17 protein-coding genes are annotated in these 15,591 nt (G+C 36.9%); 14 read left to right on the top strand and 3 right to left on the bottom strand.

Going from position 1 to position 15,591, the window contains the following annotated elements:
• The first annotated feature begins 32 nt into the window (after positions 1 to 32).
• The 4 genes from BD809_RS12420 to cobC are packed head-to-tail and all read left to right on the top strand — an operon-like array spanning position 33 to position 2,867.
• Positions 33 to 536, top strand: coding sequence for a bifunctional adenosylcobinamide kinase/adenosylcobinamide-phosphate guanylyltransferase (locus BD809_RS12420; protein WP_148783300.1), 504 nt, complete (start codon positions 33 to 35; stop codon positions 534 to 536).
• 24 nt (positions 537 to 560) lie between these two features.
• On the top strand, positions 561 to 1,598 hold the full coding sequence (gene cobT / locus BD809_RS12415) for a nicotinate-nucleotide--dimethylbenzimidazole phosphoribosyltransferase (RefSeq protein WP_148783299.1): 1,038 nt from the start codon (positions 561 to 563) through the stop codon (positions 1,596 to 1,598).
• Between the two features lie 4 nt (positions 1,599 to 1,602).
• On the top strand, positions 1,603 to 2,364 hold the full coding sequence (locus tag BD809_RS12410; RefSeq protein ID WP_148783298.1) for an adenosylcobinamide-GDP ribazoletransferase: 762 nt from the start codon (positions 1,603 to 1,605) through the stop codon (positions 2,362 to 2,364).
• On the top strand, positions 2,349 to 2,867 hold the full coding sequence (gene cobC / locus BD809_RS12405) for an alpha-ribazole phosphatase (protein WP_148783297.1): 519 nt from the start codon (positions 2,349 to 2,351) through the stop codon (positions 2,865 to 2,867). The genes BD809_RS12410 and cobC overlap by 16 nt, the downstream gene beginning before the upstream one ends.
• Here cobC and BD809_RS12400 read toward each other — a convergent pair.
• Positions 2,864 to 3,517: a Dph6-related ATP pyrophosphatase gene (locus tag BD809_RS12400; protein ID WP_148783296.1), complete on the bottom strand. Its 654-nt coding sequence runs from the start codon at positions 3,515 to 3,517 to the stop codon at positions 2,864 to 2,866. The two genes, cobC and BD809_RS12400, sit on opposite strands and share 4 nt — an antisense overlap.
• Positions 3,518 to 3,605: 88 nt before the next feature.
• On the opposite strand from BD809_RS12400, the gene BD809_RS12395 reads away from it, so the two are divergent.
• The 8 genes from BD809_RS12395 (at position 3,606) to BD809_RS12360 (ending at position 10,743) form a co-directional block, all read left to right on the top strand.
• The gene (locus BD809_RS12395; protein WP_148783295.1) at positions 3,606 to 4,739 is read left to right on the top strand and encodes an ABC transporter substrate-binding protein; all 1,134 of its coding nucleotides are present in this window, start codon (positions 3,606 to 3,608) and stop codon (positions 4,737 to 4,739) included.
• Positions 4,740 to 5,771 (top strand): FecCD family ABC transporter permease, encoded by a 1,032-nt coding sequence (locus BD809_RS12390; protein WP_148783294.1) that lies wholly within the window; start codon positions 4,740 to 4,742, stop codon positions 5,769 to 5,771. It abuts the gene before it with no gap.
• Between the two features lie 23 nt (positions 5,772 to 5,794).
• On the top strand, positions 5,795 to 6,589 hold the full coding sequence (locus tag BD809_RS12385; protein WP_148783293.1) for an ABC transporter ATP-binding protein: 795 nt from the start codon (positions 5,795 to 5,797) through the stop codon (positions 6,587 to 6,589).
• An 88-nt stretch (positions 6,590 to 6,677) separates the two neighbouring features.
• Positions 6,678 to 8,075 carry a DNA recombination protein RmuC gene (gene rmuC / locus BD809_RS12380; RefSeq protein ID WP_148783292.1) on the top strand — a complete coding sequence of 466 codons (1,398 nt, stop codon included), beginning with the start codon at positions 6,678 to 6,680 and terminating at the stop codon, positions 8,073 to 8,075.
• 36 nt (positions 8,076 to 8,111) lie between these two features.
• Positions 8,112 to 9,272 carry a serine hydrolase domain-containing protein gene (locus BD809_RS12375; RefSeq protein ID WP_148783291.1) on the top strand — a complete coding sequence of 387 codons (1,161 nt, stop codon included), beginning with the start codon at positions 8,112 to 8,114 and terminating at the stop codon, positions 9,270 to 9,272.
• Between the two features lie 91 nt (positions 9,273 to 9,363).
• A complete protein-coding gene (locus tag BD809_RS12370; protein ID WP_148783290.1) occupies positions 9,364 to 9,732 on the top strand; it encodes a 6-phosphogluconate dehydrogenase in 369 nt (122 codons plus the stop codon).
• Between the two features lie 21 nt (positions 9,733 to 9,753).
• Complete coding sequence (locus BD809_RS12365; RefSeq protein WP_148783289.1) at positions 9,754 to 10,293, top strand: acyl-CoA thioesterase; 540 nt, start codon at positions 9,754 to 9,756, stop codon at positions 10,291 to 10,293.
• Between the two features lie 57 nt (positions 10,294 to 10,350).
• Complete coding sequence (locus BD809_RS12360) at positions 10,351 to 10,743, top strand: c-type cytochrome (protein ID WP_148783288.1); 393 nt, start codon at positions 10,351 to 10,353, stop codon at positions 10,741 to 10,743.
• A gap of 79 nt (positions 10,744 to 10,822) precedes the next feature.
• Here the strand turns inward: BD809_RS12360 and carB are convergent, their stop codons facing one another.
• Both carB and rpmH read right to left on the bottom strand, forming a co-directional pair.
• The gene (carB, locus tag BD809_RS12355) at positions 10,823 to 13,675 is read right to left on the bottom strand and encodes a carbamoyl-phosphate synthase large subunit (protein ID WP_148783287.1); all 2,853 of its coding nucleotides are present in this window, start codon (positions 13,673 to 13,675) and stop codon (positions 10,823 to 10,825) included.
• Positions 13,676 to 13,773: 98 nt separating this feature from the next.
• Positions 13,774 to 13,932 (bottom strand): 50S ribosomal protein L34, encoded by a 159-nt coding sequence (rpmH, locus tag BD809_RS12350; RefSeq protein ID WP_073314535.1) that lies wholly within the window; start codon positions 13,930 to 13,932, stop codon positions 13,774 to 13,776.
• Positions 13,933 to 14,104: 172 nt separating this feature from the next.
• Between rpmH and BD809_RS12345 the strand changes: the two genes are divergently transcribed.
• Both BD809_RS12345 and BD809_RS12340 read left to right on the top strand, forming a co-directional pair.
• A complete protein-coding gene (locus BD809_RS12345) occupies positions 14,105 to 14,620 on the top strand; it encodes a DUF2892 domain-containing protein (protein WP_148783286.1) in 516 nt (171 codons plus the stop codon).
• A gap of 159 nt (positions 14,621 to 14,779) precedes the next feature.
• On the top strand, positions 14,780 to 15,586 hold the full coding sequence (locus BD809_RS12340; RefSeq protein ID WP_148783285.1) for a TlpA family protein disulfide reductase: 807 nt from the start codon (positions 14,780 to 14,782) through the stop codon (positions 15,584 to 15,586).
• The last annotated feature ends 5 nt before the right edge of the window (positions 15,587 to 15,591 follow it).

Genomic DNA, 15,591 nt, shown 5'->3' with positions numbered 1-15,591 from the left:
ACTAGTACCTTCGCTTTTCAAAATCTTGTAAAATGATCTATTACATAACCGGCGGAGAACGATCAGGAAAGAGTAGCTACGCTCAAAATTTAGCGATAACCTTGCACCCCAATCCATGCTACTTAGCAACTTCACGCATTTGGGATAAACAACATCAGCAACGAATCAATCGACATATCGCAGACAGAGATCACCGTTGGACTTCTATCGAGGAAGAAAAAGAATTATCCAATGTTATCCTCCCCAAAACCACGGTGGTTATAGATTGTGTCACGTTATGGCTGACTAATTATTTTGTGGATACAAAAAACGATATCGAAGAATCTCTTCAATTAGCGAAAGTTGAATTTGATAAAATATTAAAAATTGATGCCAATGTTATTATTATTTCTAACGAAATCGGAATGGGCGTACACGCATCCACCGAAATAGGCAGAAAATTCACAGAGTTACAAGGTTGGATGAATCAACATATTGCAAAGCATGCTGATCAAGCTATTCTAATGGTATCTGGTATTCCTGTAACAATAAAATAATCTAAAGAAAAAGAATTTGATCCAATGATGTTTTCTATTAAAACCATTCATACTAAAGAACTGAGCAAGAAACTCCGAAACAAGATTGACGGAAAAACTAAACCGATAAGTGCTTTGGGCATGTTAGAAAGCTTAGCGTATCGAATAGGAATGATACAGCAAACGGATCAACCAACATTGAAAAAACCAACCATATTAGTGTTTGCCGGAGATCATGGTATTGCAAAAGAAAATCAAGTAAACCCCTATCCACAGGAAGTTACTTCGCAAATGGTACTCAATTTTCTCAATGGAGGGGCTGCAATCAACGTCTTTTGCAAACAACATGATATCGCATTACAAATTGTAGATGCAGGTGTGAATTATAAATTCGAAAAACATCCTGATCTTATCCATGCAAAAATAAATTATGGAACGCAAAACTATCAATACGCTCCTGCAATGACTATAATTGAATGCAAAAAAGCAATACAGAAGGGAGCTGAGATTGTTACTAAGATATATAATGATGGGTGTAATGTGGTTGGATTTGGCGAAATGGGAATTGGTAACACCTCCTCGGCGACCTTATTGATGGCTTATATTACAAAACTTCCGATCGCGGAATGTGTAGGAGCAGGTACGGGACTGTCAAAGGATAGAATCACCCAAAAACAAAATATTCTTACCGAAGTGTTTAAAAAGCATACACCTCAATCGTTTATAGATGCCCTAGCTACTTTTGGTGGTTTTGAAATTGCCATGATCACCGGCGCTATCCTAAAGGCAGCAGAACTAAAAATGACTATTCTAATCGATGGGTTTATAGTAACCTCAGCGCTTTTAATAGCACATGCAATACATAAGGATGTAGTTGATTATTGTGTATTCGCCCACACTTCGGGAGAGCAAGGTCATTCAAAAATGTTAGCATTCTTAGATCAGAAACCATTGCTGTCGCTACAGCTTAGACTTGGTGAAGGAACGGGTAGTGCTGTCGCTTATCCGCTTCTTGTATCGGCAGTGAATTTTCTAAACGCTATGGCTAGTTTTGAAGAAGCAAGTATAACCTCAGTTCAATAATTTTATGAAAACCCAACTCCATATTTTTCTTACCGCCGTAATGTTTTTCACTCGGATTCCATGTCCAAAATGGGTCGATCATCATCCTGATTATTTGAAAAAAAGTTCACGTTATTTTTCCTTAGTCGGTATTCTGGTGGGTGCTATTGGAGCCATTATATATATTGGGGCTTCTTTTTTATTTTCCACAGAGATTGCATTACTAATATCCATGTTTTCTACTATCTATGCTACAGGAGCTTTTCATGAAGATGGTTTTGCTGATGTCTGCGATGGCTTTGGCGGGGGCTGGACTAAAGAAAAAATTCTATTGATCATGAAGGATTCCCGACTGGGTACGTATGGGACTATCGGGATTCTCTTGATATTAGCAATGAAGTTTAGTGCGTTGAGAGAACTTCCCTCCGATCAGATTCCGTTACTGCTTATCGCTGGTCACAGTTTAAGTAGATTTATAGCTACCACACTAATTTTTACCCATCCGTATGTTCGAGATACAGATGATAGTAAGGCAAAACCAGCTGCAAGAAGCATGTCAGCAAACATGGTGTTGATAAGTGCTGTGTTCGGAATACTACCATTACTGTTTTTTAATCAACCATGGATTTTTACAGTCATCCTTCCAATGTATCTCTCAAAAATGTTTTTGGCAGCTAAATTTAAGAAATGGATTGGTGGACAAACCGGTGATTGTGCGGGTGCTGTACAACAATTAAGTGAAGTCGTATTCTATTTAAGTGTTCTGGTGTTATGGAAATTTATTTAATTCGTCATACTACTCCAAAAGTTGATAAAGGCGTATGCTATGGATACACAGATTTAGATATTGCATCTACATTTGAAGAGGAAGCAGAACGAATTCTTTTACAGCTTCCGCCGACAGAGCAATTCACAGTATATAGTAGCCCTTTGCAACGTTGCACAAAACTTGCAAAAAAAATCAATGCCAACTTTAAAATAGATCCACGTCTCATGGAACTCAATTTCGGAAATTGGGAGAATTTAAAATGGGATGTAATCCCAAAAGATGAACTCGATCCATGGATGCAAGATTTTGTGAACGTAAAGGTACCAGGAGGTGAATCCTATATTGATTTATCTAATCGTGTCCGCTCTTTTTTTGATGAATTGTATTCAACCTCCCATCAGAAAGCAATCATAATTACGCATGCAGGGCCCATGCGAGCAATTCTGTCCAGTCTGCAGCAAATAGCGCTCAAAGATTCGTTTTCAATAAAAATAAATTACGCTGATGTTATTAAAATTTAAGGTGCATCTAAAATAAGGGAAGCAAAATTATAATTGGAAGATTTTTCAACTCCCACCACACTAACCTGCAGACGTTGTTTAAACATGGGAGCATTAAGTACTAAGGTATGATATTCTCCATTTTCTCCGCAAACATCAATTTGTAAAGCTTCTAATTCCTGAATTAAATTTTTATCCAGCGTTCTTCCTAAAAATTCTTTGCCAAGTGTATTATTGCAAGAAACTATCATCGCTTCAATGCCCGTATCTAACATTTCTTCTACTAAATCCCTTCGAGAACCTTTCCATAACGGCAATTTTGCCTCCAATCCAGCTTCGGCACTCACCTTTTCCTCCCAGGCACGATGGCTTTCAATATCAATATCCCCATAAACTGCGGTAGATAATCCATATTGATCTTTTAGCATCACCAGATTTTTTATAAAAGACGCCTCATAAGCTGCCCATGTTGCTTCAAAAAAGTGGATCGGAACGTCTAATGCTTGTGCTTGAGCGGTAAGAATATTTTTAGGGATTCCATGAGAACGAGAGCGATCTCCATGCTCATTGAGTACATTGAGCAATACTTTAGGTTCCCAACCTTGTTTTACTGCCAAATAATACGCATAACAGCTATCTTTTCCTCCACTCCAGGAACATAAAAAGGACATCTCTTTGTTTTTAAAAAGACAAATTAACAGCATTTACTATGAAATTTAACAAAAAATGTTCGAAGTTTGACCCGTAAAATTAAACACAATGAGATTTGTATTAAGCATCATCCTCTTGGTAGTTTTATCTTGTAAAGAGAAAAACACTGCATTATCCACAGATCAGGGCATTGCATTAATGAATCAAACCGTGACCTATGCTACGGGGTTCTCAATCAAGACATATAACGGATATAAAGAAATTAAATTAAATAATCCTTGGCCGGATGCACAACAGGAGTTAACCTATATCCTTTACACCGCAGAAGCCAAAAAACCTAAATACAGCCCTAACACTACTTTTATTAAAGTCCCTGTGCAACGTGTGATTGTAACATCAACCACAGACATACCTATGCTTGAGTTATTGGAAAAAGAACAAACGTTAGTTGGTTTCCCCAATACGGACTATATCACTTCAGCAAAAACGAGAAAGCTTATAAGCAATGGTAGTGTAAAAGAATTGGGTAATGAACGTTCTATAAACACAGAATTAGTTTTGGAGCTTGCTCCGGATGTTGTGATAGGGTTCTCTGCCACCGGAAATACAAAAGCGTATGATCTTATCCAAAAAACAGGTATTCCTACCGTCATGAACGGGTCCTGGATGGAAAAACATCCTTTGGGCCGAGCAGAATGGATTAAATTTGTTGCAGCTTTTTATGGAGAAGAACAAAAAGCCAGAACTATTTTTGGTGAGATTGAAAAGGCATACAACAATGCGGTAGAAAGTGCAAAAAAAGCAGCAACCTCACCAACTGTACTTGCCGGAAGTATGTTTAAGGACACTTGGCATGTCCCCGGTGGGGACAGCTATGTAGCTAAGTTTTTAAAAGATGCAAACACCTCTTATTTATGGGCAGATGAGAAAACGACTGGTAGTATTGCGTTAAATTTTGAAAGTGTTTTGGAAAAAGGGCAAAATGCAGATTTCTGGATCGGATCAGGAAGTTCAAAAACTATGGATGAACTGTATCAAAAGAATAATCGTTATCAGCTTTTTAATGCTTTTAAAAATAAAAACGTATATTCTTCGACCTTAAAAGTTGGTGAAAAAGGTGGGCTTTTATACTATGAACTTGGGCCGATGCGACCCGATTTAATTTTAAAAGATATTATTAAAATCACTCATCCGGAAGTGCTACCTGATTACGAACTTTACTTTTTTAAAAACTTAAATTAATTGACCCCAAATAGATCATATCGTAATGTATTTATAGGTATCGGCATACTCTTATTGATTTGCTTTATCATAAATATTAGCCTGGGTTCTGTTTATATCCCCTGGCTAGATACTTTGCGTAGTTTAATCGGCGCAACGGTTGATAAGGAATCTTGGCGTCATATCATAATTGCCTATCGCTTACCTAAAGCCATTACTGCTATCTTGGTAGGCAGTGGTTTAGGAGTATCCGGTTTATTGATGCAAACGCTATTTCGCAATCCTCTGGCAGGTCCCTTTGTTCTCGGTATTAGTTCTGGAGCAAGTTTGGGTGTCGCTTTGTTATTATTAGGAGGATCGTTTGCGGGTTCTGTACTCTCCGTTTTTTTAATCTCAAAATGGAGTTTGGTAATCGCAGCGAGTTTAGGAAGTATTTTAGTATTAATAGCAGTCATGATCGTGTCAGTAAGAATCCGCGATACAATGGCTATTTTGATTATAGGTTTGATGTTTGGAAGCATAACAACAGCTATTGTCAGTGTATTATCATACTTTGCACCCGCAGAGCAGTTGCAGCAGTTTATTTTTTGGGGATTTGGCAGTTTGGGTAATCTTACCTGGAACGATTTGCTTATTTTATCCTCGATTACACTGATCGGCTTGCTATTGGCCTTTGCGGCAATTAAACCATTAAACACGCTCCTGCTGGGTGAAAACTATGCTAAAAGTCTCGGTCTAAGTATTAAAAAGAGTCGAATTTTGATTTTAATTGCAACTAGCTTGTTAGCCGGTAGCATTACTGCTTTTGCCGGGCCTATTGCTTTTGTTGGGTTAGCAGTTCCTCATTTGACGAGACAACTATTTCACACTTCTGATCATAAAATATTGTTACCTGCGGTTATTCTTTTTGGCAGTATAATTATGCTGATTTGTGATACCATTGCTCAAGTCCCGGCGAGTGATTTTACACTACCTATAAACGCAATTACCTCTTTAATTGGAGCACCGGTAGTAATTTGGCTTTTAGTACGTAAACGAAAAATGCTATTTTAACACTTTAGATACTTATATTAATTTTGGAAACAGATAACCAACATAGTGTACTTACTACCGAAGATCTTTCTATTGGGTATTACCAGAGAAAATCTCTCAATGTGGTGGCTGCTAACATTAATTTAAAGTTATTCAAAGGTGAACTTGTAGGATTGGTAGGAGCCAACGGTATTGGTAAATCCACACTACTACGCACCTTATCAAAAGTGCAAACTCCCCTACACGGAAGAATATATCTGGATGATCAGGAATTAAAAAGCTATAAAAACTTAGATTTGGCTTCAAAGTTAAGTGTCGTCCTTACTGAAGCTATTGCCTCCAAAAATCTGACTGTACAAGAATTAGTAGCCCTAGGCAGACAGCCGTATACCAATTGGGTAGGCAAACTTTCTGATGAAGATGTAATCAAAGTACAACAAGCCATAGAAGTTACTCAAATTAAAGAATTAGTCCATAAACGCTGTTATGAACTAAGTGACGGGCAGTTACAAAAAGTTTTGATTGCCAGAGCCATAGCCCAGGATACTCCCTTCATCATATTAGACGAACCAACGACGCACTTGGACGTATATCATAAGGCTTACATCATGAAGCTATTAAAAAGACTAGCATTCGAAACGCAAAAAACAATTTTGTTTTCGACGCACGAGATAGACTTTGCCATTCAACTCTGTGATAAAATGATCGTAATGAATCGGGAAGGTTTTGAATTTGGTCGTCCCAAAGAATTAATTCAATGCCGTGCTTTTTCCTCATTATTCCCCGAGGACCTTATCCTCTTTGACGCTAAAACCAGAACATACAGAATACGACATTAGTATTTACAAATAGCTGTCATCAAATTTATCACTGGTATTGAGAGTCACAGCTTCTAAATTTTTATCTTTGACTAAAGAAAATTTTTAGATGACAGAATACCTTCCTATCATTATCGCTCTTGTCGGATTTTTAATCGCTATTGTTATTGGCTTTTTCATCGGAAAACATATGGCTACACTTCAAACAAAAAGTGAAAAAAGTATGCTCGAAGAACGATTAAACCATCTACAAGTGCAACTTGAAGAGCAAAAAAAGAACGAACTTTTGCAAAAAGAATTCGTCGCAACGCAACAAGCAGAATACAAAGCTTCTTTTGAAAAACAACTCAGCGAGGTACAACAAGAGCGTGAGGAAATAAGAAGAGAAAAAGAATTTCTGAATACGGAATTAACGCGGCGTAATGCTGAATTCGAAAACCTTCAGGTAAAAAATAAAGAACAAAAGGAAGAAGTTGAAAAACTGCAAGAACGCTTCACTAAAGAATTCGAAAATTTAGCTAACAAAATTTTAGATGAGAAGTCTTTAAAATTTACGGAGCAAAATAAAGAGAACATTAAGAATATCTTGAGCCCGCTACAAGAAAAGATATTGACTTTTGAAAAAAAGGTAGATCAAACACACAAAGAGAGCATTGATTATCACGCTGCTTTACGACAACAAATCATCGGCCTTAAGGACTTGAACGAACAAATGAGTAAAGAGGCAACTAACCTGACTAAAGCACTAAAGGGAGATAGTAAAATGCAAGGAAATTGGGGTGAGCTTGTCCTTGAACGTGTACTGGAAAAATCCGGATTAGAAAAAGATCGTGAATATTTTGTTCAGCAAAGTTTTACCACTGTAGAAGGGCAACGTGTTTTGCCTGATGTTGTGATCCATCTTCCTGATAACAAAAAGATGGTTGTGGATTCAAAAGTGAGCCTGACCGCATATGAACGCTATGCTAATGAGGAAGATGATATCTTGCGCGATAAATATTTAAAAGAACATGTGACCTCCCTAAAACGACATGTTGATCAACTCTCTGCTAAACAATATCAGGATTTATATGATATAGAATCTCCAGACTTCGTATTGTTATTTGTCCCTATCGAACCGGCCTTTGCGATAGCAATTAATCAGGACAATAACTTGTATAATCAGGCATTTGAAAAGAATATTGTGATTGTTACACCTTCCACATTATTAGCGACATTGCGTACCATTGATACGATGTGGAATAATGAAAAACAACAACGTAATGCTATTGAGATTGCTCGTCAGGCAGGTGCATTATACGATAAATTTGAAGGCTTAGTAAAAGATCTGACAGGCGTAGGCAAAAAGATTGACGATGCTAAAAAAGATTACACCTCGGCAATGAACAAATTAGTAGAAGGACGAGGTAATTTGATAACCAGCGTAGAGAAGTTAAAAAAAATGGGGGCTAAAGCTAAAAAATCACTACCTGAGTCCATTATCAAACGTGCTTTGGATAAAGAATAAGGAATACACGAATACAACTTTTATAATCTTAAACTGATGAATTATACCCTTAAAACGCTTTTATTATCACTTTTATTTAGCATTTGCAGTTCATATATAATTCAATCTCAGGAGCTCTATTTTCCGGAAAGAGGTACTTGGGAAGAAAAAACACCGGATGTTTACAATATAAATTCATCACTTCTTAATGAAGCTATTCTATTTGCAAAGGAGCATGAGTATAGTGGCTCTAGAGATTTGCGTCAAGCGATCTTAAAAGGTTTTGAGCACGAACCATTTCATACCATACTCGGTCCGACAAAAAAACGAGGAGGTCCGGCGGGGATTATTTTGAAGGATGGTTTTATGATAGCTAAATGGGGTGATGTTACACGTGTTGATATGACCTTTAGTGTGACTAAGAGTTTTTTATCCACGATTGCCGGATTGGCTATAAAAGGTGGTTTAATACAATCATCTGATGAGTTGGTAAGTGCTTACGTTTGGGATCAGACTTTTAAGAGTGAACATAATAAAAAAATTACATGGAGACATTTATTAACACAATCCTCTGACTGGTCAGGTCAGCTTTGGGGAGGCTTTGATTGGGCTGATCGTCCTCCAAAGGAAGGGACTATGGATGACTGGAAAGCAAGAACCCTACAAACTCCTGGTGCTGTATTCGAATATAATGATGTTCGTGTTAATGTTCTTGCCTACAGTCTGCTTCAAGTTTGGCGTAAGCCCCTACCTCAAGTACTAAAAGAAAAAATTATGGATCCGATACAGGCTTCTACAACCTGGCGATGGTATGGATATGATAATTCATTTGTGACCATCGATGGATTGCAGATGCAATCGGTCAGCGGGGGCGGACATTCTGGTGGCGGTATTTTTATAAATACCTTGGATCAGGCACGCTTTGGCTTACTGTTTCTTGCTAATGGCAAATGGAATACGAAGCAATTGCTACCAGAGAATTGGGTAAAGGAGATTACGACACCATCAACTGCAAACTCGAATTACGGATATATGTGGTGGCTCAATAAAAAAGGAAATCGTCACTGGGAAAATTTACCCGAACATCTCTTTTATGCTGCCGGATTTGGAGGGAATTTTATAGTCATAGATCAAAAGCAAAATCTGGTGATTGTCACCCGTTGGTTGGAACCAAAGGAAATCGAACCCTTTTTGGAAAAAGTCTATAAAGCGTTATAGAAATTGTAATTCCTACGGTTTCTTAAATAATTGGATTACTTTTATAGGCAATTAGTCATTTTTGACTTTCCATTTTAAATACATCATACTTGTGAAAAAAGTTCTGGGAATACTACTTATAATCATCGTTGCGCTTTTTGCAGCCTGGTATACTTTTGTCTATTATGCTAATTTTAGCGAAGGAACCAGAAGCGGTGAATTAATAAAATTTAGTAACAAAGGCGTTATTTTTAAGACCTGGGAAGGTGAGATTAGTCAGGGTATTTCGGGTGCTCAAATTTTTAGCTTTTCTGTTGAAGATAAACATAAAGATGTTATTAAAAATCTTGAAGCCCTACAAGGTAGGTACGTTAAGTTAACGTATAAAGAACGGTTTGGAACGTTTTCTTGGCTAGGTGACACAAAATATTTTGTTACAGCCGTCGCCGAGGAAGAATCTCCGCATTTTAGAAACCGATAAAACTTTCAAAATTCATACTAGATGAAGTTTAAACACGCCAATGATTCCAGAGTAACTATCTCAGAATTAATGCTTCCCTCCCACTCGAATTTTAGTGGGAAAATCCATGGAGGTTATATCCTGTCCCTAATGGATCAAATTGCCTTTGCCTGTGCTTCTAAACATTCTGAAACCTATTGCGTTACGGCTAGTGTGGACAAAGTAAACTTTCTGAAACCTATAGAGGTTGGAGAACTCGTAACAATGAAAGCTTCGGTAAATCACGTGGGTAAAACCTCAATGGTTGTGGGCGTTAGAGTGGAGGCGGAAAACATTCAAAACGGAAAAAGAAAGCACTGTAACTCGAGTTATTTTACCATGGTTGCCAAAAATAAAGACGGTGTAAGCGTAGCTGTACCGGGATTAATTTTGAAAGATAAAACCAGCATCCGACGCTTTGTTCGAAGTATTTCTCGAAAAGAAGAAACAAAAATGCGCTTTAATCGTTTTAAAGAATCGGAGTTTATTTTAGAAGATCATATGGAAACTCTCAAAGAATATGCAGTAAAAGTCGAATTGTAATTTCATCTTCTCTTAAGAAATCTTTTTATATCTTAGTAAGATCTCAAAGTAAAAGTTATGAAAAAATCTCTTTTTTATATAATACCTATGCTAGTTGTTCTAGGCATCATTGGATGCAGCAGTTCTGATTCTGATGAGATGGAGAATATAGAACCTCCTACGAGCAATGAGAATCCTATTCCATCAAAAAGAACGACCTACGACGACGATATCAAAGCTATCTTCGAGTCTCAATGCTTACAATGTCATAATAACCCGCCTACACAAGGTGCTCCTATGGCGCTGAGTACATATAGCGAAGTCATAGCAGCAATTAATAACGGGAGAGACGTTATCGGACGAGTAAATACTACCGCTACCCGTAATGTTATGCCACCTACCGGTCGTTTACCTCAAGAGACTGTGACCATCATTCTTGACTGGGAAGCAGATGGTTTTCTTGAAAAGTAAAGCTTTTTTTCCTAAAACTAACTGCATAAAAAAAGAGTATAAGAAAAAACTTATACTCTTTATCATATCTAGAAACTTTTTATTTACTCAGATACATTTTACGTCTTGCGTACAGATCATAAAACTGATCATCTTTTAAGTCATCAATAAAAAGAATGCTTTCTCCGGTACTTTTCATTTCCGGTCCCAGCTTTTTGTTAACACTTGGAAACTTATTAAACGAGAAGACCGGTTGTTTGATTGCATATCCTTCGAGCTTCGGATTGAAATCAAAATCCGTCACTTTTTTATCTCCTAACATTACTTTTGTAGCATAATTGACATAAGGCTCTCCATAGGCTTTTGCTATAAAAGGCACTGTTCTAGAAGCTCTTGGATTAGCTTCAATTATGTATACGGTATCATTTTTAATTGCAAATTGAATATTGATCAATCCGACAGTATTTAATGCTAAAGCGATTTTGTGCGTATGATCTTTTATTTGTTGCATCACAAATTCACCTAAGTTAAAGGGTGGTAAAGTGGCATTAGAATCCCCAGAGTGGATTCCGCAGGGCTCTATATGCTCCATGATACCAATAATATATACATTCTCTCCATCACAAATGGCATCTGCTTCAGCTTCAATAGCTCCATCAAGGTAATGATCAAGTAACAATTTATTGTCCGGCATTTTTCTCAATAAATCAACCACATGCTCTTCAAGCTCTTTTTTGTTGATAACAATTTTCATTCCTTGGCCGCCTAATACATAAGAAGGTCTTACCAAGATAGGAAAATCTAGTTTATCGGCAACCGCTAATGCCTCATCTGCAGTACTTGCAATATCAAATTCAGGATATGGAATATTATTTTCTTTTAAAAGCGTAGAGAAACTTCCTCGATCCTCTGCTAGATCCAAAGATTTATAGCTGGTTCCCAGAATTTTGATTCCGTAACGATCCAGCTTCTCTGCCAGTTTAAGCGCTGTTTGTCCTCCCAATTGCACTATAACACCTTCTGGTTTTTCATGTCGAATAATGTCATAGATATGCTCCCAGAATACGGGTTCAAAATATAATTTATCAGCAACATCAAAATCCGTAGAAACTGTTTCTGGGTTACAGTTGATCATGATAGTTTCATAACCACATTCTGCAGCAGCTAAAACCCCATGCACACAGCAGTAATCAAATTCAATCCCCTGTCCTATTCTGTTAGGCCCCGATCCGAGAACGACAATTTTCTTTTTATCAGAGACTTCACTTTCATTGGATACATAGGTGATTCCATCCGGCGTTTCAACTGCGGCCTCAAATGTTGAATAATAATAAGGTGTTTGCGCTTTAAATTCTGCAGCACAGGTATCTACCAATTTATAAACACGATTAATACCTAATTCTTCTCGTTTATTGTATACTTCACTCTCGTAACAACGCATCATATGAGCGATTTGCCTGTCTGCAAAACCTTTTTGTTTGGCTTCCAACAACAAATCCTTTGTGATTGAATTAATTGAGAACGTGTTAATTTCTTTTTCTAGATGGTGCAGTTCTTCGTATTGTTTTAAGAACCACATGTCTATTTTAGTAATCTCATGAATTCTGCTCAGCGGAATTCCCATTTGTATCGCATCGTAAATTACAAAAACTCTATCCCAGCTAGCATGTGTTAGCTTATCGATAATCTGATCATAATCTTTGTAGCCTTTTCCATCTGCACCAAGACCGTTTCTTTTAATCTCTAAAGATTGTGTAGCCTTATGCAAAGCTTCTTGGAAGGATCTTCCGATACCCATTACCTCACCTACAGACTTCATTTGTAGTCCTAAAGTACGATCAGAACCTTCAAACTTATCAAAATTCCAACGAGGTATTTTAACGATTACATAATCAAGTGTAGGCTCAAATAAGGCTGAAGTTGACTTGGTTATCTGATTATCCAATTCGTCCAAAGTATATCCGATAGCAAGCTTAGAAGCTATTTTAGCAATAGGATAACCTGTTGCCTTTGAAGCTAAGGCAGATGATCTTGATACTCTGGGATTAATCTCGATCGCAATGATATCTTCTTTTTCATCTGGACTAACTGCAAATTGCACATTACAACCTCCTGCGAAATCTCCAATGCTACGCATCATGTGAATAGCCATATCTCGCATTCTTTGGAAGGTACGATCACTTAAGGTCATTGCAGGTGCCACGGTGATAGAATCCCCTGTATGAATCCCCATAGGATCCATATTCTCTATAGTACAGATAATAACAACGTTGTCATTATTATCCCGTAATAACTCTAATTCATACTCTTTCCAACCCATCAAAGCTTTATCAATCATCACCTCATGAATTGGTGAGATCTCCAGTCCGCGAGTTAATAATTCGTCAAAATCCTCTTCTTTATGAACGATTGAAGCTCCGGCACCTCCTAAGGTATAAGAAGCACGTATAACCAAAGGAAAACCAAACTCTTGAGCGATTTCTTTTCCTTTAAGGTATGAATTTGCCGTAGCCTGCGGAGCCATCGGTATACCAATTTTGAGCATCAACTCTCTAAACTGCTCTCGATCCTCGGTAATATTAATTGCATCTATATCAACACCGATTATATCAACATTAAAATCTTTCCAAATACCTTTTTCATCAGCTTCTATACAAAGGTTTAGAGCAGTCTGTCCTCCCATCGTTGGTAACACGGCATCAATTTGAGGATGTTCTTTTAAAATCTGGATAATTGACTTGGTGGTTAAAGGTTTCAGATACACATGATCCGCCATCGATGGATCCGTCATGATCGTTGCCGGATTCGAATTGATCAAAATGGTTTCGATACCATCTTCTCTAAGAGAACGTAATGCTTGTGTTCCTGAATAATCGAACTCACATGCCTGACCAATTACGATTGGACCAGACCCTATGATTAGTATACTTTTTAAATTTTCGTTCTTTGGCATGTACTAAAAATTGCAGTTGAATAAATTTGTCGATTAGATATAAAAAAAGGCGTTACCTATACAGTAACACCTTTAATATGTTTAATACACTAAAACCATTAGTGCTTATGTCTTAACTCAGATGAAACAGACAGCTTCTTTCTTCCCTTAGCTCGTCTACGAGCCAAGACTTTTCTTCCATTGACACTGGCCATGCGCTCTCTAAAACCGTGTTTGTTTTTTCTTTTTCTCTTCGATGGTTGAAACGTTCTTTTCATTTGCTATCTATCTTTATAAATCTTCGTGAAATATCTATTTACGTTATGCTCTGGCTATGTCCCCAAAACTGCGGGCAAATATACAAAGAGTTTTTACTTTCACAAACCTAAATATCAAAATATTTTTATTTGTTTTTCTTACCTTTGCCGCTATTAAAAAATCACACATTTTATGTACAACAAAAATATAAAATTATTTATAGCGGCTCTTATCATAGGGTCAGGAATTTGGCAGATCATCGAAGGATCTATAGGAAATGGTATTATGTTGATTTTGTTATCTTCAATATTTATCTTTTTATATTTCAAAAATGAATTTATTCTCCTCGCTTTTCTAAAATTAAGAAAACAGGATTTTGAAGGTGCTAAAGCATGGCTCGACAAAATCAAAAATCCGGAAACAGCACTTACCACTAAGCAACAAGGGTATTATAATTACCTCTTGGGAATTATGTTATCACAAACAAACATCTCTAAAGCAGAAAAATATCTCAAAAAAGCAATAAAGTTAGGGTTATCCATGGATCAGGATCTAGCAGTTGCTAAGTTAAATTTAGCCGGAATCGCAATGACAAAACGCCGTAAACGCGAGGCACAAATTTTACTTACAGAGGCTAAAAAATTGGATAAGCATAATATGCTGAAAGATCAAATTAATATGATGAAGCAGCAAATGAAAAAAATCTAGGTATACTAATTGATCTTATTCTAGCGTTATTAAAGCCTGATAAGATTATATAGATCTTTATAATTTAAATGGTTTTCCCATACAGACAACAAGTTTTTTCTAGAATTATAAGTTTATATGGTGCCTTTATAGTACATTAGCTTTTGTAATCAATTAACAATGAAGAACGTATTACTCCTTAGCATTATATTTTTTGGATATTTGACCGGTAGCGCTCAAGAAGAAAGAAGGGTTCCTTTTTCTACTGCGATCTCTGCCCATATTGTAAAGTACAACCAAAAAATTGATGTTGCTTATGAAGAACAGGACTTAGAGCGAGCTACTTTTTTATTTGATTCTTTAGTTAATTTTCATCTTGTTGGCACCTATTTGGACAACTTTAATGTGAACCCAATAAAAGGAGATCCTATTTATTTTGAGGAGTATGAAAAACCTATATTCCTTATTACCTATGCGACTTGGTGTGTTCCCGGCGCAGGAGAAATTCCAGCTTTAAATGACCTCGCGGATCGTTTTCACGATCAAATAGATTTTATCGTATTGTTTTGGGATAATGTTGAGGATCTTAAGGATGTAATGAAAGATTACAGTCCAAACATACACTTAGTCTACGTAGATGAAAGAACAAACCAAGACGGGGCTATAATTAATAAGTTGAAGCATTCACTTGGTTTTCCTATGATGTACTTCATGAATTCGGAAAAGAAGATGCTTGACATACGTAAGATAGTTACGCATCATTCAAGCGAAACTTTAAGCAATTCATATAACATTCATTTTAATTCCCTATCCAAAGGAGTATCGTTACTAATGGCAGATTTGGATAAAAATTCAGAAAACCCTGCTATCGACAAACCTGATGACGGTTTAGAATTATACGACGAAGACGACTTTTCAGATCCTGAAGAAGAAGAAGAAGAAGAAGAAGAAGAAGAAGAAGAAGAAGAAGAAGGTGGAAATTATTAAAATTA

The sequence above is a fragment of the Aquimarina intermedia genome (assembly GCF_008124785.1).
Classification (GTDB): Bacteria; Bacteroidota; Bacteroidia; order Flavobacteriales; family Flavobacteriaceae; genus Aquimarina; species Aquimarina intermedia.
Note: the sequence above shows the minus strand (reverse complement) of the source record. Positions and strands in the feature narration are given on the sequence as shown.

Coding starts and splice junctions, on each gene's coding strand:
- BD809_RS12420 (WP_148783300.1), top strand. CDS start 33: ATGATCTATTACATAACCGGCGGAGAACGATCAGGAAAGAGTAGCTAC.
- cobT (WP_148783299.1), top strand. CDS start 561: ATGATGTTTTCTATTAAAACCATTCATACTAAAGAACTGAGCAAGAAA.
- BD809_RS12410 (WP_148783298.1), top strand. CDS start 1,603: ATGAAAACCCAACTCCATATTTTTCTTACCGCCGTAATGTTTTTCACT.
- cobC (WP_148783297.1), top strand. CDS start 2,349: ATGGAAATTTATTTAATTCGTCATACTACTCCAAAAGTTGATAAAGGC.
- BD809_RS12400 (WP_148783296.1), bottom strand. CDS start 3,517: ATGTCCTTTTTATGTTCCTGGAGTGGAGGAAAAGATAGCTGTTATGCG.
- BD809_RS12395 (WP_148783295.1), top strand. CDS start 3,606: ATGAGATTTGTATTAAGCATCATCCTCTTGGTAGTTTTATCTTGTAAA.
- rmuC (WP_148783292.1), top strand. CDS start 6,678: ATGACAGAATACCTTCCTATCATTATCGCTCTTGTCGGATTTTTAATC.
- BD809_RS12375 (WP_148783291.1), top strand. CDS start 8,112: ATGAATTATACCCTTAAAACGCTTTTATTATCACTTTTATTTAGCATT.
- BD809_RS12365 (WP_148783289.1), top strand. CDS start 9,754: ATGAAGTTTAAACACGCCAATGATTCCAGAGTAACTATCTCAGAATTA.
- BD809_RS12360 (WP_148783288.1), top strand. CDS start 10,351: ATGAAAAAATCTCTTTTTTATATAATACCTATGCTAGTTGTTCTAGGC.
- carB (WP_148783287.1), bottom strand. CDS start 13,675: ATGCCAAAGAACGAAAATTTAAAAAGTATACTAATCATAGGGTCTGGT.
- rpmH (WP_073314535.1), bottom strand. CDS start 13,932: ATGAAAAGAACGTTTCAACCATCGAAGAGAAAAAGAAAAAACAAACAC.
- BD809_RS12345 (WP_148783286.1), top strand. CDS start 14,105: ATGTACAACAAAAATATAAAATTATTTATAGCGGCTCTTATCATAGGG.
- BD809_RS12340 (WP_148783285.1), top strand. CDS start 14,780: ATGAAGAACGTATTACTCCTTAGCATTATATTTTTTGGATATTTGACC.